The organism is Geodermatophilus sp. SYSU D01045, from assembly GCF_054050295.1.
The window spans coordinates 271031-292678 of sequence record NZ_JBJGZB010000002.1 but is presented as its reverse complement, the minus strand read 5'-3'; the positions used below and the strand labels follow the sequence as shown (position 1 = coordinate 292678).

The 21648-nt window shown below is 73.4% G+C and carries 15 protein-coding genes and 1 riboswitch; of the genes, 11 read left to right on the top strand and 4 right to left on the bottom strand.

Going from position 1 to position 21648, the window contains the following annotated elements:
• Positions 1–139: 139 nt before the first annotated feature.
• Positions 140–2257, bottom strand: coding sequence for an excinuclease ABC subunit UvrB (gene uvrB, locus ACI798_RS03160; protein WP_457047206.1), 2118 nt, complete (start codon positions 2255–2257; stop codon positions 140–142).
• 469 nt (positions 2258–2726) lie between these two features.
• Here uvrB and glgX point away from each other — a divergent pair, with 469 nt between their 5' ends.
• The 10 genes from glgX (at position 2727) to ACI798_RS03110 (ending at position 15951) form a co-directional block, all read left to right on the top strand.
• Positions 2727–4832, top strand: a complete 2106-nt coding sequence (gene glgX / locus ACI798_RS03155) for a glycogen debranching protein GlgX (protein WP_456939858.1) — start codon at positions 2727–2729, stop codon at positions 4830–4832.
• Positions 4829–7189 carry a malto-oligosyltrehalose synthase gene (gene treY, locus ACI798_RS03150; RefSeq protein ID WP_457047205.1) on the top strand — a complete coding sequence of 787 codons (2361 nt, stop codon included), beginning with the start codon at positions 4829–4831 and terminating at the stop codon, positions 7187–7189. Before glgX ends, treY begins: the two co-directional genes overlap by 4 nt.
• A 247-nt stretch (positions 7190–7436) precedes the next feature.
• Positions 7437–7571: riboswitch (cyclic di-AMP (ydaO/yuaA leader) on the top strand.
• 3 nt (positions 7572–7574) lie between these two features.
• Positions 7575–8186, top strand: a complete 612-nt coding sequence (locus ACI798_RS03145; RefSeq protein ID WP_456939856.1) for a transglycosylase family protein — start codon at positions 7575–7577, stop codon at positions 8184–8186.
• A gap of 110 nt (positions 8187–8296) precedes the next feature.
• Positions 8297–10048 carry a malto-oligosyltrehalose trehalohydrolase gene (treZ, locus tag ACI798_RS03140; protein WP_457047204.1) on the top strand — a complete coding sequence of 584 codons (1752 nt, stop codon included), beginning with the start codon at positions 8297–8299 and terminating at the stop codon, positions 10046–10048.
• Entirely contained in the window at positions 10048–10770 is a 723-nt protein-coding gene (locus tag ACI798_RS03135; protein ID WP_457047203.1) for a dihydrofolate reductase family protein, read from the top strand. The genes treZ and ACI798_RS03135 overlap by 1 nt, the downstream gene beginning before the upstream one ends.
• 102 nt (positions 10771–10872) lie before the next feature.
• Positions 10873–11943, top strand: a complete 1071-nt coding sequence (locus tag ACI798_RS03130; RefSeq protein ID WP_456939853.1) for an ATP-dependent DNA ligase — start codon at positions 10873–10875, stop codon at positions 11941–11943.
• A 49-nt stretch (positions 11944–11992) separates the two neighbouring features.
• The gene (locus ACI798_RS03125; RefSeq protein ID WP_456939852.1) at positions 11993–13558 is read left to right on the top strand and encodes an alpha/beta hydrolase; all 1566 of its coding nucleotides are present in this window, start codon (positions 11993–11995) and stop codon (positions 13556–13558) included.
• Between the two features lie 26 nt (positions 13559–13584).
• The gene (locus ACI798_RS03120; protein WP_456939851.1) at positions 13585–14652 is read left to right on the top strand and encodes a DNA polymerase domain-containing protein; all 1068 of its coding nucleotides are present in this window, start codon (positions 13585–13587) and stop codon (positions 14650–14652) included.
• A gap of 751 nt (positions 14653–15403) precedes the next feature.
• Positions 15404–15679, top strand: a complete 276-nt coding sequence (locus tag ACI798_RS03115) for a type II toxin-antitoxin system Phd/YefM family antitoxin (RefSeq protein WP_456939850.1) — start codon at positions 15404–15406, stop codon at positions 15677–15679.
• A complete protein-coding gene (locus ACI798_RS03110) occupies positions 15676–15951 on the top strand; it encodes a type II toxin-antitoxin system RelE family toxin (protein WP_456939849.1) in 276 nt (91 codons plus the stop codon). The genes ACI798_RS03115 and ACI798_RS03110 overlap by 4 nt, the downstream gene beginning before the upstream one ends.
• Positions 15952–16088: 137 nt before the next feature.
• Here ACI798_RS03110 and purU read toward each other — a convergent pair whose 3' ends face one another.
• Positions 16089–16937, bottom strand: a complete 849-nt coding sequence (gene purU / locus ACI798_RS03105; RefSeq protein ID WP_457047202.1) for a formyltetrahydrofolate deformylase — start codon at positions 16935–16937, stop codon at positions 16089–16091.
• A 10-nt stretch (positions 16938–16947) separates the two neighbouring features.
• Complete coding sequence (locus ACI798_RS03100) at positions 16948–18321, bottom strand: L-serine ammonia-lyase (RefSeq protein ID WP_457047201.1); 1374 nt, start codon at positions 18319–18321, stop codon at positions 16948–16950.
• A gap of 126 nt (positions 18322–18447) precedes the next feature.
• Here ACI798_RS03100 and ACI798_RS03095 point away from each other — a divergent pair, with 126 nt between their 5' ends.
• Positions 18448–19116 carry a GntR family transcriptional regulator gene (locus tag ACI798_RS03095; protein ID WP_456939846.1) on the top strand — a complete coding sequence of 223 codons (669 nt, stop codon included), beginning with the start codon at positions 18448–18450 and terminating at the stop codon, positions 19114–19116.
• A gap of 61 nt (positions 19117–19177) precedes the next feature.
• Here the strand turns inward: ACI798_RS03095 and ACI798_RS03090 are convergent, their stop codons facing one another.
• A complete protein-coding gene (locus tag ACI798_RS03090) occupies positions 19178–21625 on the bottom strand; it encodes a GcvT family protein (RefSeq protein WP_457047200.1) in 2448 nt (815 codons plus the stop codon).
• Positions 21626–21648 lie beyond the last annotated feature (23 nt).

Below are 21648 nucleotides of genomic sequence, written 5' to 3'. Positions count from 1 at the left end.
CCCCTCCACGGCTCCGCGGGCACGGCGCAGCGCACCCGGCGGAGTCACAGGTCGCAACGGTCGAGGGGCGCCCGGGGTTCCCCGGACGCCCCTTGGTCCCGCAGGACGGGTCAGGTCACGCCCGTGCCGACGCCGTTCGTCAGGCGTGGGCGGCGTCGAACTGGCGCAGCTCCTTCTTGAGCTCGGCGAGCTCGTCGCGGAGGCGGGCGGCCACCTCGAACTGCAGCTCCCGGGCGGCGGCCAGCATCTGCTCGTTCATCTGCGTGATGAGGTCGGCCAGCTCCGCGCGCGGCAGGCCCTGGACGTCGATCGCGCCGGCCTTGGACCGGCTCTTCGACGACAGCCCCGGCACCGGCGCCTTCCCGCGCGACTGCTGCCGGCCCGACCCGCCGATCAGCTCGGTGGCGGCCTCGGCGTCCTCGGACTCGCGGTAGATGCCGTCGAGGATGTCGACGATCTTCTTGCGCAGCGGCTGCGGGTCGATGCCGTTGGCGGTGTTGTAGGCGATCTGCTTCTCGCGGCGCCGGTTGGTCTCCTCGATCGCCTGCGCCATCGACGGGGTGACCTTGTCGGCGTACATGTGCACCTCGCCGGACACGTTGCGCGCCGCGCGGCCGATGGTCTGGATCAGGGAGGTGGTCGACCGGAGGAAGCCCTCCTTGTCGGCGTCGAGGATCGCCACCAGCGACACCTCGGGCAGGTCGAGGCCCTCGCGCAGCAGGTTGATCCCGACCAGCACGTCGTACTCGCCCTGCCGCAGCTCGCGCAGCAGCTCCACCCGGCGCAGGGTGTCGACCTCCGAGTGCAGGTACCGGACCTTGATGCCGAGCTCGAGCAGGTAGTCGGTGAGGTCCTCGGCCATCTTCTTGGTCAGCGTGGTGACCAGGACGCGCTCGTCCTTCTCGGTGCGCTCGCGGATCTCGCCCACCAGGTCGTCGATCTGGCCCTTGGTCGGCTTGACCACGACCTCCGGGTCGACCAGGCCGGTGGGGCGGATGACCTGCTCGACGAACTCGCCGCCGGTGCGGCCGAGCTCGTAGGGGCCCGGGGTGGCCGACAGGTACACCGTCTGGCCGATCCGGTCGGTGAACTCCTCCCACTTGAGCGGGCGGTTGTCCATCGCCGAGGGCAGCCGGAAGCCGTGCTCGACCAGCGTGCGCTTGCGGCTCATGTCGCCCTCGTACATGCCGCCGATCTGCGGCACGGTCACGTGCGACTCGTCGATCACGAGCAGGAAGTCGTCGGGGAAGTAGTCGATGAGACAGGCACCCGCGCTGCCCGGTGTCCGGCCGTCGATGTGCCGGCTGTAGTTCTCGATGCCGGAGCAGAAGCCGACCTGGCGGATCATCTCGATGTCGTAGGTGGTGCGCATGCGCAGCCGCTGCGCCTCCAGCAGCTTGCCCTGCTTCTCCAGCTCGGCCAGCCGCTCCTCGAGCTCGGCCTCGATGGTGCGGATCGCCCGCTCCATCCGCTCCGGGCCGGCGACGTAGTGGCTGGCCGGGAAGACGAACAGCTCCTGGACCTCGCGCACGACCTCGCCGGTGAGCGGGTGCAGGTAGTACAGCCGCTCCACCTCGTCGCCGAACATCTCGATCCGGACGGCGAGCTCCTCGTAGACCGGGAAGACCTCGATCGTGTCGCCGCGCACGCGGAAGGTGCCGCGACTGAACGCGAGGTCGTTGCGGGTGTACTGCTCGGTGACGAGCGTGCGCAGCAGGTCGTCGCGGTCGCGCTCCTCCCCCACCTGGATGCGCAGCGCCCGGTCGACGTACTCCTCCGGCGTGCCCAGGCCGTAGATGCAGGAGACGGTGGAGACCACGACGACGTCCCGCCGGGTGAGCAGGCTGTTGGTCGCCGAGTGCCGCAGCCGCTCGACCTCCTCGTTGACCGAGGAGTCCTTCTCGATGTAGGTGTCGGTCTGCGGGACGTAGGCCTCGGGCTGGTAGTAGTCGTAGTACGACACGAAGTACTCGACGGCGTTGTCCGGCAGCAGCTCGCGGAACTCGTTGGCCAGCTGCGCGGCCAGCGTCTTGTTCGGCGCCATCACGAGGGTGGGCCGCTGGACCTGCTCGATCAGCCAGGCCGTGGTGGCCGACTTCCCGGTGCCGGTGGCGCCGAGGAGCACGGTGTCCGTCTCGCCGGAGTTCACCCGCTCCGCGAGGGCCTGGATCGCCGCCGGCTGGTCGCCCGAGGGCTGGAACTCGCTGACGACGCGGAAACGCCCCTGGGTGGGCCGGATGTCAGAGGTCGCGCGCACGGGGACGACGGTACGACCGCCCGGTGACAGGACGCCGCGAGTGACGGGTGGTGATCACGGGACCGACGGGGCGTGTCGCTTGCGGACGCATCGCCCTCGTGCTCGTGCTCGGCCCCGGGACCCGCTAGCGTGCCCTCCTGCAGGCGCGGTGCCGCGCCGGGGACCAGTGCCACCCGGGATGCCCGGACGAGGTCGGACCCCGGCGCCCCGCGCCTCGGTACCTGGTGTGCCCGGCCCCGCGCCGGGGTGCACCGGACCCGCACACGACGCCCTCCGCGGCCCCGGCCGCGGAGGGCGTCGTCGTCCCGGCTCCCCTCCCGTGATCTCCGCCGCGTCAGGTGTGGACCCGCCCGCTCGGGGCTAAGGAGCCCGCGGGCACCCGTGTGCCCCGACCCCCCTCCGACGGCCGCGGCGGGGGGCCACCGCGCCCTGCACCACCCGGGGCGCCCGCGCAGGAGGAAACACGTCGATGACCCAGGTGTGGCCTGGAACCGCCTACCCGCTGGGTGCCACGTACGACGGCACCGGGACCAACTTCGCCCTGTTCAGCGAGGTCGCCGAGAAGGTCGAGCTCTGCCTGTTCGACGAGCAGGGCAACGAGGAGCGGATCCGGCTCCCGGAGATGGACGGCTACGTGTGGCACGCGTTCCTGCCCGGCATCCAGCCCGGGCAGCGCTACGGCTACCGCGTCCACGGCCCGTACGACCCGGCGAACGGGCAGCGCTGCAACCCCAACAAGCTGCTGCTGGACCCCTACGCCAAGGCCATCGACGGCGCCATCGACTGGGACGAGGCATGCTTCGGCTACCGGTTCGGCAGCGGCGAGCGCAACGACGCCGACTCGGCGCCGCACATGCCGAAGTCCGTCGTCATCAACCCGTACTTCGACTGGGGCGTGGACCGCCCGCCGCGGACCCCCTACAACAAGACGGTCATCTACGAGGCCCACGTCAAGGGCCTGACGATGACCCACCCGCGCATCCCCGAGGAGCTGCGCGGCACCTACGCCGGCATCGCCCACCCGGCGGTCGTCGAGCACCTGCAGTCCCTCGGCGTGACCGCCATCGAGCTCATGCCGGTGCACCAGTTCGTGCAGGACGACACGCTGCTGCAGAAGGGCCTGCGCAACTACTGGGGCTACAACACGATCGGCTTCTTCGCGCCGCACAACGAGTACGCGCAGCAGACCGACGGCCAGCAGGTGCAGGAGTTCAAGGGCATGGTCCGGACCCTGCACGAGGCGGGCATCGAGGTGATCCTCGACGTCGTCTACAACCACACGGCCGAGGGCAACCACAACGGCCCGACGCTGTCGTTCAAGGGCATCGACAACCGGGCCTACTACCGGCTGGTCGAGGGCGACGAGCAGTACTACATGGACACCACGGGCACCGGGAACTCGCTCAACGTCCGGCACCCGCAGTCGCTGCAGCTGATCATGGACTCGCTGCGGTACTGGGTCACCGAGATGCACGTCGACGGGTTCCGGTTCGACCTGGCCTCCACGCTGGCCCGGCAGTTCCACGAGGTGGACCGGCTGTCGGCGTTCTTCGACCTGGTGCACCAGGACCCGATCGTCAGCCAGGTGAAGCTCATCGCCGAGCCCTGGGACGTCGGCGACGGCGGCTACCAGGTGGGCAACTTCCCGGCGCTGTGGACCGAGTGGAACGGCAAGTACCGCGACACCGTCCGCGACTTCTGGCGCGGCGAGGACGCCACCATCGGCGAGTTCGCCAGCCGCATCTCCGGCTCGGCCGACCTCTACAAGCACTCCGGCCGCCGGCCGGTGGCGAGCATCAACTTCGTCACCGCGCACGACGGGTTCACCCTCAACGACCTCGTGTCCTACAACGAGAAGCACAACGAGGCCAACGGCGAGGACAACAACGACGGCGAGAGCCACAACCGCAGCTGGAACTGCGGCGTCGAGGGCGAGACCGACGACCCCGAGGTGCTGGAGCTGCGCGCGCGGCAGCGGCGCAACTTCCTCGTGTCGCTGATGCTCAGCCAGGGCGTGCCGATGCTGCTGCACGGCGACGAGCTCGGCCGCACGCAGCGGGGCAACAACAACGGCTACTGCCAGGACTCCGAGCTGACCTGGATCGACTGGGACGACGTCGACGAGGGGCTGCTGGAGTTCACCAAGCTGGTCACCCGGCTGCGCACCGAGCACCCGACGTTCCGCCGCCGCCGGTTCTTCCACGGCCGGCCGGTGCGCCGCGAGGAGGGCGACCCGGTGCAGGACGTCGCCTGGTTCACCCCGGCCGGCGAGCTGATGAGCGACGAGGACTGGGACGCCGGCTTCGCCAAGTCGCTGGCGATGTACCTCAACGGCCACGGCATCCGGGAGACCGACGAGCGCGGCGAGGACGTCGTCGACGACTGCTTCTACCTGGCGTTCAACGCCCACCACGAGCCGATCGACTTCACCGTGCCGCCGTCGGAGTACGCCGAGGGCTGGACGGTCGTCGTCGACACCGCGGAGATGGGCCAGGTGGAGCCGGTGCAGGTCAAGGCCGGCGACGTCGTCACCGTGGCCGCCCGCGCCACCGTCGTGCTGCAGGCCGCCCCGTGAGCGAGGCCCCGGACGGCAGTCAGTCCGTTGACGCTGCCGAGCGGCGGCGGGCCACGCCGGCGGCGACCTACCGGCTGCAGGTGACCGCCGACTTCACCCTCGACGACGCCGCGGCCGTCGCCGGCTACCTCGCGGACCTCGGCGTCACCCACGCGTACTCCTCCCCGCTGCTCCGCTCGGCCGCGGGCAGCACGCACGGGTACGACACCGTCGACCACGCGCACGTCGACGAGTCGCGGGGCGGGCAGGAGGGCTTCGACCGGTTCGTCGCCGCGCTGCACGAGCACGGGCTCGGCCTGGTGCTCGACCTCGTGCCCAACCACATGGGCGTCGCCGACCCGGCCGAGGCACCGTGGTGGTGGGACGTGCTGCAGCACGGGCGCGACAGCGCGCACGCGTCGGCCTTCGACGTCGACTGGGACTTCGGCGGGGGGCGCGTCCGCATCCCGGTGCTCGGCTCGGCCGACGACGTCGAGAAGCTCGAGGTGGTGGACGGGGAGCTCCGCTACTACGACAACCGCTTCCCCATCGCGCCCGGCACGGGCGAGGGCACGCCGCAGGAGGTGCACGACCGGCAGCACTACGAGCTGGTCGACTGGCGGCGCGCCGACGCCGACCTCAACTACCGGCGGTTCTTCGCCATCAACACCCTCGCCGGGCTGCGCGTGGAGGACCCGGAGGTCTTCCGCGCCACGCACGAGCTGGTGCTGCGCATGGTCTCCGACGGCGCCGTCGACGGGCTGCGGATCGACCACCCCGACGGCCTGGCCGACCCGAAGGGCTACCTGGACCGGCTGGCCGACGCGTCGGGCGGCCGGTGGACGGTGGTCGAGAAGATCCTCGAGCCCGGCGAGGACCTGCCGGAGAGCTGGCGGGCGGCCGGCACCACCGGCTACGACGCGCTGGCCGAGGTCGACGACGTCCTGGTCGACCCGGCGGGCGAGGCGGCGCTGACCGCGCTGGACACCGAGCTGTCCGGCCGGGCGGTCGACTACGGGCAGCTGGTGCACGACTGCAAGCGCGAGGTCACCGACGGGATCCTCGGCTCCGAGGTCGCCCGGCTGGTCCGGGTGATCGGCGAGCTGCCGGGCGTCGACGTCGACACGGAGGAGGAGGCGCTGGCCGAGCTGCTGGCCTCCTTCTCGGTCTACCGCACCTACCTGCCCGACGGCCGCGAGCACCTCGACGCCGCGGTGGGCGACGTCCGCGACCGCCGGCCCGACCTGGTCGCCGCGGTGGACGCGCTGCACCCGGTGCTGGCGCAGGCCGGCACCGAGGCGGCCACCCGGTTCGAGCAGACCAGCGGCCCGGTGATGGCCAAAGGCGTCGAGGACAGCGCCTACTACCGCTGGGCGCGGTTCGTGGTGCTCAACGAGGTCGGCGGCGACCCGGCGCGCTTCGGCAGCACCCCGGAGGAGTTCCACGAGGCACAGGCGCGGCGGCTGGAGCGCAAGCCGGAGTCGATGACGACGCTCACCACGCACGACACCAAGCGCAGCGAGGACACCCGGGCCCGCCTGGCCGTCCTCGCCGAGGTGCCGACCGAGTGGGCGGACCTGGTCCGCGGCTGGCTGTCCCGCCACCCGCTGCCCGACCGGCCGCTGGCCCACCTCGTGTGGCAGAACCTGGTCGGCGCCTGGCCGCTGTCCCGCGAGCGGGCGCACGCCTACGCCGAGAAGGCCGCCCGCGAGGCCGGGCAGTCGACGACGTGGACCGACGTCGACGAGGCGTTCGAGGCGCAGCTGCACGCGATGGTCGACGCCGCCTTCGACGACGCGGCCACGAACCGCGAGATCGAGGCGTTCGTCGCACGGATCGCCCCGGCCGGCCGGTCCAACGGGCTGGCGCAGAAGCTGCTGCAGCTGACGATGCCCGGCGTCCCGGACGTCTACCAGGGCACCGAGCTCTGGGACCACTCGCTCGTCGACCCCGACAACCGCCGCCCGGTCGACTACGACGAGCGGCGCGCGCTGCTGGCCCGGCTCGACGGCGGGGAGGTGCCCGAGGTCGACGAGACCGGCGCGGCCAAGCTGCTCGTCGTCTCGCGGGCGCTGCGGCTGCGGCGGGACGCCCCCGGGCTGTTCACCGGCTACACCCCGGTGGCCGCCACCGGGTCGGCCGCGCAACACGTCGTCGCCTTCGACCGTGGGTCCGGAGAGCAGGGCGGCGCGGTGACCGTGGCGACCCGACTGCCGGTCGCGCTGGCCGCCACCGGCTGGGGCGACACCGCGCTGACGCTGCCGACCGGCGCCTGGCGCGACGTGCTCACCGGCACGCGCGTCGTCTCCGACGCCGGCGGCGCGCCCGTCGGCGAACTGCTGGCCCGGCTGCCGGTGACCCTGCTCGTCCGGGAATGAGACGGAGGTCACGGCGGCGCCGGCCGGCGCCGCCGTGACCTGCACCTCCCCCGGCCGCCGGGCGCGGGCCACCGCGGGGGACGCCGGGCGACACGCCGTGACGGGTGGGGCGGGTGTGCCGTCTCGTGATGCGGCCGTTACGTTTGCTCCCGCACGCAGGCCAATGACTGCCGCGTGCCGGAGCCGGTCCGCCGAACCCCGTCCGCCGGGCTCCGTTCCTCTGCACAGCCAGGACGGGGGTGGGGGACCCACTTCGGCGCCTGCACCGCGGTCACGGGGGGACCGGACGCAGCGCCTCGGGGTGAAGCCGCACGTCGTGCGGCCGGGGCACCGATCGCTCCGAACCCGACAGCTCACCTCGCAGGCGGCGGATCGGAGATCCCCCATGCGCACGTCCACGTCCCTGCTCCGCCGTGCCCTCGTGACGACCGGCGTGGCCGCGGCCGCGATCGGCGTCGCCGCCGGCCCGGCCTCGGCCGCCGCCCCCAACGACTGGGACGCCGTCGCCCAGTGCGAGTCCAGCGGCAACTGGAGCATCAACACCGGCAACGGCTACTACGGCGGGCTGCAGTTCAGCCAGTCCACCTGGGCCGCCTACGGCGGCACCGAGTACGCCGCCCGCGCCGACCAGGCCACCAAGGCGCAGCAGATCGCCGTCGCCGAGCGCACGCTCGACGCCCAGGGCCCGGGTGCCTGGCCCACCTGCGGGAAGAGCCTCGACCCGTCGGCCCCGGAGGCCGGCACGGCGGCCGCCGCGCCCGCCCCCGAGCCCGCCGCCGCGCCTGCGGCGGCCGAGCCGGACACGGCCTCCCGGGCCGGCGAGTCCGCCGCCGGCGCCTCCGGCGGCTCGTACACCGTCCGGTCCGGCGACACGCTGGGCAAGATCGCCCGAGACCAGGGCGTCGACGGCGGCTGGAAGGCGCTCTACGCCGCCAACAGCGGCACGGTCAGCGACCCGAACCGGATCTACGTCGGCCAGGAGCTGAAGCTGGCGTGACCCGGGGCGGCAGCCGGGGGACCCGCTCCCCCGGCTGCCGCTCGCGGTTGACCGGGCCCGCAGCGGGCAAGAGGGACCGGTCAGCCGCGCTACCGCTGGGAGGCCCCCGCATGTCCGCACCCGTCGAGTTCGCCGTCTGGGCGCCCGTGCCCGAGCGCGTGCGCCTGCAGGTCGACGGCACGGTGCACGACATGCGCCGCGACGACGACGGCTGGTGGCGGGCCGAGGTCGAGGCCGGCCCGGAGTCCGACTACGGCTACCTGCTCGGCGACGACGACACCCCCCGCCCGGACCCGCGCTCGCGCCGGCAGCCCGACGGCGTGCACGGGCCGTCCCGCCGGTTCGACCCGTCGGCGTACGCGTGGGGCGACACCGCCTGGACCGGGCGCCCACTGGCCGGCGGCGTCGTCTACGAGCTGCACGTCGGCACGTTCACGCCCGAGGGCACCCTCGACTCGGCCATCGACCGGCTGGGCCACCTCGTCGACCTCGGCGTCGACTTCGTCGAGCTGCTGCCGGTCAACGGCTTCGACGGCACGCACAACTGGGGCTACGACGGCGTGCTCTGGTACACGGTGCAGGAGAGCTACGGCGGGCCCGCGGCCTACCAGCGGTTCGTCGACGCCTGCCACCAGCGCGGGATCGGCGTGATCCAGGACGTCGTCTACAACCACCTCGGCCCGTCGGGGAACTACCTGCCGCTGTTCATGCCGGTCTTCTCCGAGGGCGGCGCGAACACCTGGGGCGAGTCGGTCAACCTGTCCGGGCCGGACTCCGACGAGGTCCGCCGCTACGTCCTCGACAACGCCCTGATGTGGCTGCGCGACATGCACGTCGACGGGCTGCGGCTGGACGCCGTCCACGCGCTGGTCGACGAGCGCGCCACCCACGTGCTCGAGGAGATGGCCCAGGAGGTCGACCGGCTCTCGGTCGCCGTCGGCCGGCCGCTCACGCTGATCGCCGAGAGCGACCTCAACGACCCCCGCATGGTCACCCCGCGGGTGGCCGGGGGCACCGGCATCGCCGCCCAGTGGAGCGACGACTTCCACCACGCCCTGCACGCCGTCCTGACCGGCGAGGGCCAGGGCTACTACGGCGACTTCGCCGAGGCCGGCCTCGCCGGGCTGGCCAAGACCCTCACCGGCGCCTACTTCCACGACGGCACGTGGTCGAGCTTCCGCCGCCGCTCCCACGGCCGGCCGGTGGACACCGCCCGGCTGCCGGGCTGGAGGTTCCTGGGCTACCTGCAGGACCACGACCAGATCGGCAACCGCGCGATCGGCGACCGCGTCTCGGCGACGCTGTCCCCCGGCCTGCTCGCCGTCGGCGCGACCCTGGTGCTGACCAGCCCGTTCACGCCGATGCTGTTCATGGGCGAGGAGTGGGGCGCCTCGACGCCGTGGCAGTTCTTCACCAGCCACACCGACCCCGACATCGGCCGGGCGACGGCGGAGGGCCGCAAGAGCGAGTTCGCCGAGCACGGCTGGGACGCCGACGAGGTGCCCGACCCGCAGGACCCGGAGACGTTCCGGCGCTCGAAGCTCGACTGGGCCGAGCTGGACCGGGAGCCGCACGCGCGGCTGCTCGAGGTGCACCGGACGCTGCTGGCGCTGCGCCGGCAGCACCCCGACCTCGTCGACGCCGACCTGTCGGCGGTCGAGGTCGGCTGGGACGACGAGGACCGCGTCCTGGTCGTGCACCGCGGCGGGCTGCGGGTGGTGGCCAACCTGTCCGGGCGGCCGCAGCCGGTGCAGCTGGACCGGCCGGCGACCGGGGTGCTGTTCGCGACCGCCGACGAGCCGTCCCTGGACGGCGCGACGGTGACCGTCCCGGCCGAGAGCGCGGCCGTCCTCACCACCTGATGCGCCGGCTGCTCCCCTCCCCCGGCGGGGCGGACCTCACCGACGACGACCTGGCGGCGGCCTACGCGCTGCCGCCCGGTCGCTCGTTCCGCGTGGACTTCGTCGCCTCGCTCGACGGCGCGGTCACCGTGGACGGCGTCAGCGCCGGGCTCGGCTCGCCCGGCGACCGGCGGGTGTTCTCGACGCTGCGCGCGCTGGCCGACGTCGTCCTGGTCGGGCACGGGACGGCGGCCGGTGAGGGCTACGGCCCGGTGACGGCGGCCTCGGCGGTCGGGCGGCGGCGGGCCGCGCTCGGCCGGCCGCCGGAGCTGCCGGTCGCGGTGGTGTCGCGCCGGGCCTCGCTCGCGCCCGGCGCCCGGCTGGCGCAGCCGCCCACGCTGCTGGTCACCTGCGCCGCCGCGGACCCCGGCCGCCGGGCCGCGCTCGCCGACGCCGGGGTGGACGTGCTGGTCTGCGGGGACGCCGACGTCGACCTGCCGCTCGCGCTGGACCGGCTCGCCGACCGCGGCCTCGAGCAGGTGCTGTGCGAGGGCGGGCCGTCGCTGCTGTCAACGGCGCTGGACGCCGGCGTGGTCGACGAGCTCGACCTCACCGTCTCCCCCGCGCTGGTCGGCGGCCAGGCGCGGCTGCTGGACCGTACGCTGCGCGACGTCGTCCGCCCGCGGCTGACGCAGGTGCTCGAGGAGGACGGCGTCCTGTTCACCCGCTACGCGGTGCGCTGAGTCCACGGCGCGGGTCCCGGGGTGGCAGTCATGGCCGTTCCCGCCACCCGTCCGGTCGACGGCGGTCTGCCGGTGCGGGGGTCCGCTGGTTGACTGACCTGCATGGACCTGCCCGTGCTGCCGCCGGTCAAGCCGATGCTGGCCAAGGCCACGACGAAGCTCCCGACCGGGGACGGGCTGTTCTACGAGCCCAAGTGGGACGGCTTCCGCTGCATCGTCTTCCGCGACGGCGACGAGGTGGAGCTCGGCAGCCGCAACGAGCGCCCGCTGACCCGCTACTTCCCCGAGGTCGTGGCCGCGGTCAAGGAGGCCCTGCCCGAGCGCTGCGTCGTCGACGGGGAGATCGTCGTGCCGCAGGGCGACCGGCTGCACTTCGAGTCGCTGCTGCAGCGCATCCACCCCGCGAAGTCGCGGGTGGACCTGCTCGCCGAGCAGACGCCGGGCCACTTCGTCGCCTTCGACCTGCTCGCGCTCGGTGACGAGTCGCTGATGGAGACGCCGTTCGCCGAGCGCCGGCAGCGGCTGCGCGAGGTGCTGGACCGCGGGCACGAGCGGGTGCACGTCACCGCGGTCACCCGGGACGCCGCGATCGCGCAGCGCTGGTTCGACGAGTTCGAGGGGGCCGGTCTCGACGGCGTGGTCGCCAAGGACGCCGACCTGCCCTACGGCCCCGACCAGCGGCTGATGACCAAGGTCAAGCACGTGCGCACCGCCGACTGCGTGGTCGCCGGGTTCCGCTGGCACAAGAGCGGACCGGTCGTCGGGTCGCTGCTGCTCGGGCTGTACGACGACGGCGGCCTGCAGCACGTCGGCGTCGCGGCGTCGTTCCCCATGGCGCGGCGGGCCGAGCTGGTGGAGGAGCTGGCGCCCTACCGGGCCCAGGCGCTCGACGGGCACCCGTGGCAGGACTGGGCGAACGCCGAGGTGCAGGAGAACGGCGAACACCGGATGCCGGGGGCGCAGAGCCGGTGGAACGCGAAGAAGGACCTGTCCTGGGTGCCGCTGCGCCCGGAGCTCGTCGTCGAGATCAAGTACGACCAGCTGGAGGGACGGCGGCTGCGGCACACCGGGCAGTTCCTCCGCTGGCGGCCCGACCGCGAGCCGCGCAGCTGCACCTACGACCAGCTCGAGGTCCCGGTCCGCTACGACCTGGCCGAGGTGTTCAACGGGTGACCGGCACCTGCGGAGTGGCCGGCGCGGCGCGCCTCCTACGGTCGTGAGCATGCGTCTGCGCCGCGGCCTGCTCGCCGCCTCGACCGGACTGCTCGTGGCGGTCGCCGGCTGTAGCTCCTTCTCGGACCCGGACCCGTCGTCGGCGGACTCCTCGTCGGCCGCCTCCTCGACGCCGGCCGAGCCGGAGGCCGCGCCGATCACCTGGACCGACTGCGACGCGCAGATCACCGAGCTCGTGGCCGGCACGCCCGGCAGCGAGCGCGACCTCGCCTTCGAGTGCGGCCGCACCGAGGTGCCCATCGACCACGAGGAACCCGAGGGCGCGACGCTGCCGCTGTTCCTCGTCCGCGCGACGCTGGCCGGGCAGACCGACCGGATCGGCTCGCTGCTGGTGAACCCGGGCGGTCCCGGCGTCTCGGGGGCCGACCTCGGGCTGAGCCTGGCGCTGTCGCTGCCCGAGGACGTGTTGCGCCGCTTCGACGTGGTCGGCTTCGACCCGCGCGGCGTCGGCCTGTCCACGCCGGTGGAGTGCGTGCCCGCCGAGCTCAAGGACCGCATGACCGCCGCGGAGCCCCGGCCCACCGACCAGCAGCAGATGGACGAGGTCCTCACGCTCAAGGACGAGGCGGCCGACGCCTGCGCCGAGGAGTACGGCGACGCGCTCGGCACCTTCAACACCGTCGCCACCGCGCGCGACATGGACCTGCTGCGCGAGTCGCTGGGCGACGAACAGCTGACCTACCTCGGCTACTCCTACGGCACCACGCTCGGCTCCACCTACGCCGAGCTGTTCCCGGAGAAGGTCCGCGCGATGGTGCTCGACGCCGCGGTCGACCCCGACGCCGACCCGCAGGCCGACGCGGAGGCACAGGCCGCGGGGTTGGAGGCGGGGTTCGACGCGTTCGCCGCCAACTGCGTCGCCCTGGTGTCCGGGTGCCCGATCGGGGGCGACCCCCGGACGTTCGTGCAGGACCTGCTGACCGCCGCCGCCACCACGCCGATCCCGAGCAGCACGCCCGGAGAGACCCGCACCGCGACACCGGGCGTCGTCGTCGCCGCCGTCACCGCGGCCCTCTACGACACCGGGTCGTGGCCGCAGCTCTCGCAGGCGCTGGCCGCCGCGCGCAACGGCGACGCGGCGGGCCTCTTCTCGATCGCCGACCCCTCCGCCGGCCGGCTCCAGGACGGCACGTACACCAACCGGCTCGACGCCGACTTCACGATCAGCTGCGCCGACACCCCCGAGGAGGAGACGTTCTCCGAGGAGGAGGTGCTGCAACTGGCCCAGGAGTGGTCGCAGCGGTACCCGCTGTTCGGCGCCGGGGCCGCCTCCGGGCTCTACACCTGCGGCGTGTGGGACGCCGAGCGGACGCCGCTGCCCGAACGGGACGCCGAGGGCAGCGCGCCGATCCTCGTCGTCGGCAACTCCGGGGACCCGGTCACGCCGCTGCCCGGCGCCGAGGACCTGGCCGCGGACCTCACCGCCGGCACGCTGCTGGTCTGGCAGGGCCAGGGGCACACCGCCTACCCGAAGACCGACTGCGTCACCGCGGCGGTCAACGCCTACCTGATCGACCTCACGGCGCCCCAGGACGGGCTGACGTGCCCGGCCTGAGCCGCCCCGGACCGGGGAGCTGACGGATGGCGAGCAGCAAGGACGCGGTCACGCTGACCGTCGACGGGCACGAGGTGCGGGTCTCCAACCCGGAGAAGCCGTACTTCGCCGAGCGCGGCATCCGGAAGATCGACGTCGTCGAGTACTTCGTCAGCGTCGGCGAGGGGATCCTGTTCGCCCTGCGGGACCGGCCGACGACGCTGGAGCGCTGGCCCGGCGGCGTCTTCGAGGGCGCCCGGCTGTCGACCCGGATGGACAACACCGGCGACGCCTTCTACCAGAAGCGGGTGCCCAAGAACGCGCCCGACTGGGTGCCGACGGCGCACATCACCTTCCCCAGCGGCCGGACGGCCGACGAGATCGCGCCGGACTCGGTCGCCGTCGTCGCGTGGTGCGCCAACCTCGGCACGCTCACCTTCCACCCGTGGCCGGTGGACAGGACCGACGTCGAGTCGCCCAACCAGATCCGCATCGACCTCGACCCGCAGCCGGGCACCGACTTCTCCGACGCCGTGTGGGTCGCGCCGCACGTGCGGGAGCTGCTGCACGAGCTCGGCATGGAGGGGTGGCCGAAGACCTCCGGCGGGCGCGGGGTGCACGTGTACGTGCCGATCCAGCCGCGGTGGACGTTCACCGACGTGCGCCGCGCGGTCATCGCCTTCGGCCGCGAGCTGGAGCGGCGGCTGCCCGACCGCGTGACGATGTCGTGGTGGAAGGAGGAGCGCGGCGAGAAGATCTTCATCGACTACAACCAGATGGCCCGGGACCGCACGATCGCGTCGGCGTACTCCGTCCGGCCCAAGCCGCACGCGCCGGTGAGCGCACCGCTGGACTGGGACGAGCTGCCCGACGTGCACCCCACCGACTTCACCGTGCTGACCGTGCCGGAGCGGTTCCGGGCGGTCGGTGACAAGCACGCGGGACTGGCCGGGCACGCCTACTCCATCGAGCCGCTGCTCGAGCTGGCTGAGCGCCAGGCCGCCGACCAGGGCCTGGGCGACCTGCCCTATCCGCCGGACTACCCCAAGATGCCGGGCGAGCCGATGCGGGTGCAGCCCAGCCGGGCCCGGAAGCCGGCCGACGAGAACGCCTGATCCGGCCCTCGACGCGAGGGGAGCACGGCGCTCACTCCACGGACGACCCGCGTCCTGTGGTGGATCCGGCGTGCTCCTCCGGTGGACCTGCCGGGCGCCTGGGGCGGCTCTCGGGGTGTCCGCTGCTCCTCCCGCTGGCTGACCGGCCTGCGGCCGCGAGCCGGTGCTCGACGAGCGGCCGGGCACGCCGTCGCCGCGTGGTTCGCCGTCACTCGCATGACCGGGTCCAGCCGGCGGTCGTGGACGACGTCCTAGGGCGTCGGTGAGAGGCACGAACCTGCCGGCACGTCACCGTCGCGCCGTTCACCTGTCCCCCTCACCCCTGCCGCCGGACCGAGTCTGTGGTGGGCGGAGGTCCTGTCCGAGCACGCAGTCGACGGGCGGACCCCGTCCCTCTTCTGGCTCGACTCGTCCGGTCCCAGGCTCGGGTAGGTCCTGACCTCGACCGGCGCGCCTCCGCGACCCGAGCCCCCCGTGGTCGACCTCGCCCGCCGACTCCGCAGCACGCTCGTTGCCGAGGGTCCCTCGCACGCCCGAGCCCACACCGCCGTCGTGCTCTCGCGTCCGGGTGCAGCAGCGATCGATCCCGACGAGGACGGCCTGGGGACCTGGAGCCTCCACGTCGCAGCACGGGGCTGGATCACGACCGTCGTCGACCCACCGACGGGGAGGTTTCCTCCGCGCCGCGTCGCCCGGCGGTCCCCCGCCCGGCTCCTCGACCGTAGGTGGCGTGTTGACTAGGATAAGGGTCATGACGACGCAGTCGCTGGCGGCGGTCAAGGCGCACTTCAGCCAGGTGATCGACGAGGTCGCCGCCACGCACGAGCGCGTCACCATCACCAGGAACGGCACTCCGGTCGCGGTCATCCTCGCCGTCGAGGACTACGAGTCCCTGATGGAGACGTTGGAGGTCCTCTCCGATCCCCGAGCGCGCTCGGACATCAGGGAGGCCGAGGCGGCGATGGCCGCCGGTGAGGTCTACGGCGAGGCCGAGGTGCGGGCCGCACTCGCGGCCCGCCGGCGGTGACCGGCCCTCGTCACCACACCGTCGTCCTCTCGGCGGCGGCCGAGCGGGCCATCGAGCGAGACCTCCCCGAGCGGGTGGCTGTCGCGGTCGTCGACTTCCTCTACGGGCCGCTGGCCGCGGACCCGTACCGCGTCGGGAAGCCGCTGCGGTTCGAACTCGAGGGCTACTGGTCCGCGCGGCGGGGCCAGTACCGCGTCATCTACTCGATCCACGACGACGAGGTCCTCGTCAGGGTCGTGCGCATCTCGCACCGCGCCGACGTCTACGGCTGACCGATCGATCCTGCCGGCGCGGGCGCGTGCGGATCTCGGTCCCCCACGATGCCGGGGCGAGCCGATGCGGGTGCAGCCCGACCGGGCCCGGCAGCCGGCCGACGGGAACGCCTGATCCCGGGCCGTGCACGACCGGGTCAGCGGAAGACGACGGTGCTCTGGCCGTTGAGCAGCACCCGCCGCTCGCTGTGCCAGCGCACCGCCCGGGACAGCGCCAGGGCCTCGGCGTCCTGGCCGACCGTGGCGAGGGCGCGCGGGTCGAAGGTGTGGTCGATGCGGATGACCTCCTGCTCGATGATCGGCCCCTCGTCCAGGTCGGGCGTGACGTAGTGGGCCGTCGCGCCGACGAGCTTCACGCCGCGGTCGAAGGCCTGGTGGTAGGGCTTGGCGCCCTTGAAGCCCGGCAGGAACGAGTGGTGGATGTTGATCATCCGGCCGTGCAGCGCGGCGCACGTCTCGTCGGAGAGCACCTGCATGTACCGGGCGAGCACCACCAGGTCGGCCCGGTGCTCGTCGACCAGCTCGAGCAGCCGCACCTCGGCCTCCCGCCGGGTCGCCGGCGTGACCGGCACGTGGGAGAACGGCAGCCCGGCCGCCTCGGCCATCGGGCGCAGGTCCTCGTGGTTGGAGACCACGGCGACCAGGTCGGCGCCGAGGCTGCCGGCCCGCCAGCGGAAGACCAGGTCGTTGAGGCAGTGGCCGAGCCTGGACACCATGACGAGCACGCGCTGCGGCTGGTCACCGGTGACCTGGTAGGTCATGCCGAACTCGTCGGCCACCGGACCGAACCCCGCCGACAGGCGGTCGGCGTCGGTGTCCTGCGAGCAGATGAACGCCGTCCGCAGGAACAGCTGGCCGCGGACGGCGTCGTCGAACTGCTGGTGCTCGACGATGTCGCAGCCGTGCTCGAACAGGAACGAGCTGACCGCGCGCACGATGCCCGGGCGCTCCTGGCAGCTCAGCGTGAGCGTGAACGGGTGGGTCACGGGTGCCTCCTCAGCACTCGACGAGGTTGAGGGCCAGCCCGCCTCGGGCGGTCTCCTTGTACTCGTCCTTCATGTCGGCGCCGGTCGCGCGCATCGTCGTGATGGCCTTGTCGAGCGAGACGTGGTGCCGGCCGTCCCCGCGCACGGCCATGCGGGCCGCGGTGACGGCCTTGACCGAGCCGACGGCGTTGCGCTCGATGCACGGGATCTGCACCAGCCCGCCGACGGGGTCGCAGGTGAGTCCGAGGTTGTGCTCGATGCCGATCTCGGCGGCGTTCTCCACCTGCTCCGGCGTCCCGCCGAGCACCTCGGCGAGACCGGCGGCGGCCATGGAGCAGGCCGAGCCGACCTCGCCCTGGCAGCCCACCTCCGCACCGGAGATCGAGGCGTTCTCCTTGAACAGCAGCCCGATCGCCGCGGCGGTGAGCAGGAACCGCACCACCCCGTCCTCGGAGCAGGAGGGGACGAAGTCGCGGTAGTAGTGCAGGACGGCCGGGACGATCCCGGCGGCGCCGTTGGTCGGCGCGGTGACCACCCGCCCGCCGGCGGCGTTCTCCTCGTTGACCGCCAGGGCGTAGAGGGTGACCCACTCCATCGCGCGGAGCGGGTCGGTCTCGTCCGTGTGCGTCTCCAGCTGGGCGCGCAGCGCGGCCGCGCGCCGGCGGACCCGCAGCCCCCCGGGCAGGACGCCGGTGGTCCGGGTGCCGCGCTCCACGCACTCCTGCATCACCGCCCAGACGTGCAGCAGCCCGGCGCGGACCTCCGCCTCGCTCCGCCAGGAGAGCTCGTTGGCCAGCATCACGTCGCTGATCCGCAGCCCGGTCTCCCGGGTGCGCGCCAGGAGCTCCTCGCCGCTGCGGAACGGGTGGCGCACCGGCGTGGCGTCCTCGACGCGCACCGGGTGGCCGGCCTCGTCCTCGTCGAGGACGAAGCCGCCGCCCACCGAGTAGTACTCGCGGCGGCAGAGCTCCGCCCCGTCGGCGTCGACGGCCCGGAAGAGCATCCCGTTGCTGTGGAAGTCCAGCCGCCTGCGCCGGTGGAGGACGACGTCGTCGTCCACGCAGAACGCGACGGGGTGCTCCCCGGCCAGCCGGAGCTCCCCCTCGCGGCGGATCGTCTCGACCCGCGGCCCGGCCGCGACCGGGTCGACGAGGTCGGGCCGCTCGCCCTCGAGGCCGAGGACTACGGCCGGCACGCTGCCGTGGCCGTGACCGGTGGCGCCGAGCGAGCCGAACAGCTCGCACCGGACGCCGGCCACTCGCCCGAGCACCCCGTCCTCGACCAGGCGCGCGGCGAAGGCGCAGGCGGCCCGCATGGGACCGACGGTGTGCGAGCTGGAGGGCCCGATCCCGACCCTGAAGAGGTCGAAGGCGCTGATGGTCACCGTGCCTCCCGCTCCCCCGCCGTCGCCAGCTCAGGTACACAGTTGGTATATCAGTAGTAGGATGACGGTATGTCGATCCCTCTGGCGAGGCAAGACCCGATGGCCGTCCGCCTCTACGATCTGCGCGTGACCGCCGCACCGCTGGAGTCGGACCCGTCGGCCGCCACCTCCCTGGCGGACAGGGCCTACGTGGCGATCCGGGACCGGCTGATCATGCTCGACATCCGCCCGGGCGACCCGATCGACGACGACGAGCTGGCCGGGGCGCTGGGCGTGGGCCGCACCCCGGTCCGCGAGGCGCTCAAGCGGCTGGAGGGCGACCGGCTCGTGGTGTCCTACCCGCGGCGGGGCACGTTCGCGACCGGCATGGACATCTCCGACCTGGCCCACATCTCCGAGATCCGGGCGCAGCTCGAGCCGCTGGCCGCCCGCCGGGCCGCCGAGCGCGCTCCCCGGACCGGGACGGCCGGCCTCGAGGAGCTGGCCGCCCACATCGAGCAGCTGGACGTCACCGAGGTCGGCCGGGCCGAGCTCATGCGGTGGGACCTGGCGGTGCACCGGACCATCTACCGGGCCGCGGGCAACCCCCACCTCGAGGACGTCCTGATCCGGTACGACAACCTGGCGACGCGGATCTTCTGCCTGTTCCTCGACCGGCTCCCCACCGTGGACGTGCACGTGCGGGAACACGTGGAGCTGCTCCGGGCGATCGCCGCCGGGGACGCCGACCGGGCCGACGAGCTCGCCCGCGAGCACGTCCTCGGCTTCGAGCGGACGATCCGCGCCGTCATCTGAACGGACGCCCCGGTCCCCACCGGCCCGCGAGCGGGCCGGCGGCGGGGACCCGGCCCCTCCCTCAGGCGCGGATGCGGGTCATCTCCGGGTCGACGAGCGGCTCGGCGGTGACGGTCGCCGGGATGCGGCGGCCGAAGTACTCGATCTCGACCCTCGTGCCGACGGTCGCCGAGGCCGGCAGCCAGGCGTAGGCGATCGGCCTGCCGATGGTGTGCCCGAAGGCCGCGCTGGTCACGTAGCCGGCTGGAGCGCCGTCCACGAGGACCGGCTCGTGGCCGAGGACGACGCTGCGGCCGTCGTCGATCGTCAGGCAGGACAGCCGGCGGCTCACCGTGTCCTCGCCCTTCCCGGCGAGTGCCGCCCGCCCGACGAAGTCGGCCTCCTTCTGGCGGCGGACGGCGAACCCGAGGCCGGCCTCGTACGGGTCGTGCTCGGTGGTCATGTCGTGGCCCCAGGCGCGGTAGCCCTTCTCCAGCCGGAGGCTGTTGAAGGCCGCGCGGCCCGCGGCGACCACGCCGAGGTCCTGGCCGGCGCGCCACAGCACGTCCCACAGCCGCCGGCCGGTGTCGGCGCCGGTGTAGAGCTCCCAGCCGAGCTCCCCGACGTAGGACAGCCGCATCGCCGTCACCGGCACCCCCCCGATCCGGGCCCGCTTGGCGCGGAAGTACCTCAGCCCGTCCCGGGAGAAGTCGTCGGAGCTGACCCGCTGGACCAGGTCGCGCGCCCGCGGGCCCCACAGGCCGATGCAGCACGTGCCGCCGGTGACGTCGCGGACCTGCACGCTGCCGTCGTCGGGCGCCTGGCGCAGGAGGTGGTCGAGGTCGAGGGGGCCGTTGGCGCCGACCTGGAACAGCTGCTCCCCCAGCCGGGCCACGGTGAGGTCGCTGCGGATGCCGCCGGCCTCGTCGAGGGCGAGCGTGTAGGTCACCGACCCGACGGACTTGTCCATCTCCCCCGTCGTCAGCCGCTGCAGCAGGGTGAGGGCGCCGGGGCCGCTGACCTCGAGCCGCTTGAGCGGCGTCATGTCGTACACGGCCACGGCGGTGCGGGTCTTCCACGCCTCCGCCGCTGCGATCGGGGACCAGAACCGCCCCGCCCACGTGTCGCGCTCCGGCGGGACCCACTCCGCGGGCAGCTCGTCCACCAGGTGCGCGTTGGCCTCGTACCAGTGCGGCCGCTCCCAGCCGGCGGCCTCGAGGAAGACCGCGCCGAGCTCCTGCTGCCGGGCGTGGAACGGGCTGACCCGGAGGTCGCGCGGGGACAGCCGCGGCTGCAGCGGGTGGACCACGTCGTAGACCTCGACGAAGTTCTGCTGCGAGGTCTCGCTGACGTACTCCGGCGCGAGCTGCACGTCCTCGAAGCGGTGCACGTCGCAGCCGTGCAGGTCGAGCTCGCTGCGGCCGTCGACGAGCAGCTGGGCCACCGAGCGGGCCACCCCGGCCGAGTGGGTCACCCAGACCGCCTCGGCGATCCAGAACCCCGCCACGTCCCGCGACTCCCCGATCAGCGGGGCGCCGTCGGGGGTGAACGAGAAGACGCCGTTGAAGCCGCTGTCGATCTTCGACGAGCGCAGCGAGGGCAGCAGCAGCCGGCTCTGCTCCCAGGCCGGGGCGAAGTCCTCCTCGGTGAAGGGCAGCATCGAGGGCATCGCGGACTCGCGGACGCCGTCCCCCTGGGGCAGCTCGCGCAGGTCGACGGGCATCGGCCGGTGGGCGTAGGACCCGATCCCGAGGCGGTCGGCGCGCTCCCGGAAGTAAAGGTCCTGGTCCTGGTGGCGCAGGATCGGCAGGCTCGCCTCGCCGATCTCGTCGTTGCGGCCGACGAGGCCGGGCACCTGGCCGGTCCAGACGAACTGGTGGGCCAGCGGCAGCAGGGGGACGTCCATCCCGACCATCGCGCCGAGCTCCTGCCCCCAGAAGCCGGCGCAGGAGACGACGAGGTCGGCGGGGACGACGCCGTCCGGGGTCCGGACGCCGGTCACCCGGCCGCCGGCCTGCTCGATGCCGGTCACCCGGGTCGACCCCTGGAAGCGGGCGCCCCGGCCCTCGGCGCGGCGGGCCAGGGCGACGACCGCCCGGGACGCCTTGGCCAGGCCGTCGGTGGGGACGTGCAGACCGCCGAGGATGCGGTCGGGGTCGACCAGCGGGTGCAGCCGCACGCACTCGTCGACGTCGACCACCCGCGCCTCGACACCCCACGAGGTGGCCCAGCCCTGCTTGCGGTGCAGGTCGGCGAGCCGCTCCGGTGTGGTGGCCACCTCGAGCCCGCCGACCTGGTTGAAGCACCAGGCGCCGTCGATGTCGAGGCCCAGGAACTTCTCCACGGTGTAGCGCGCGAACGCCGTCATGGTCCTGGAGGCGTTGGTCTGGAACACCAGCCCGGGCGCGTGGGACGTGGAGCCCCCGGTCAGCGGGATCGGTCCCTGGTCGAGCACGGTGACGCGGTCCCAGCCCCGGGCGGTCAGCTCGTCGGCCAGGTTGGCGCCGACGATCCCCGCTCCGATGATCACGACACGAGGGGTGGCGGACATTG

Coding starts and splice junctions, on each gene's coding strand:
- ACI798_RS03125 (WP_456939852.1), top strand. CDS start 11,993: ATGCGTCTGCGCCGCGGCCTGCTCGCCGCCTCGACCGGACTGCTCGTG.
- treZ (WP_457047204.1), top strand. CDS start 8,297: ATGTCCGCACCCGTCGAGTTCGCCGTCTGGGCGCCCGTGCCCGAGCGC.
- ACI798_RS03145 (WP_456939856.1), top strand. CDS start 7,575: ATGCGCACGTCCACGTCCCTGCTCCGCCGTGCCCTCGTGACGACCGGC.
- ACI798_RS03130 (WP_456939853.1), top strand. CDS start 10,873: ATGGACCTGCCCGTGCTGCCGCCGGTCAAGCCGATGCTGGCCAAGGCC.
- glgX (WP_456939858.1), top strand. CDS start 2,727: ATGACCCAGGTGTGGCCTGGAACCGCCTACCCGCTGGGTGCCACGTAC.
- ACI798_RS03115 (WP_456939850.1), top strand. CDS start 15,404: ATGACGACGCAGTCGCTGGCGGCGGTCAAGGCGCACTTCAGCCAGGTG.
- ACI798_RS03120 (WP_456939851.1), top strand. CDS start 13,585: ATGGCGAGCAGCAAGGACGCGGTCACGCTGACCGTCGACGGGCACGAG.
- ACI798_RS03135 (WP_457047203.1), top strand. CDS start 10,048: ATGCGCCGGCTGCTCCCCTCCCCCGGCGGGGCGGACCTCACCGACGAC.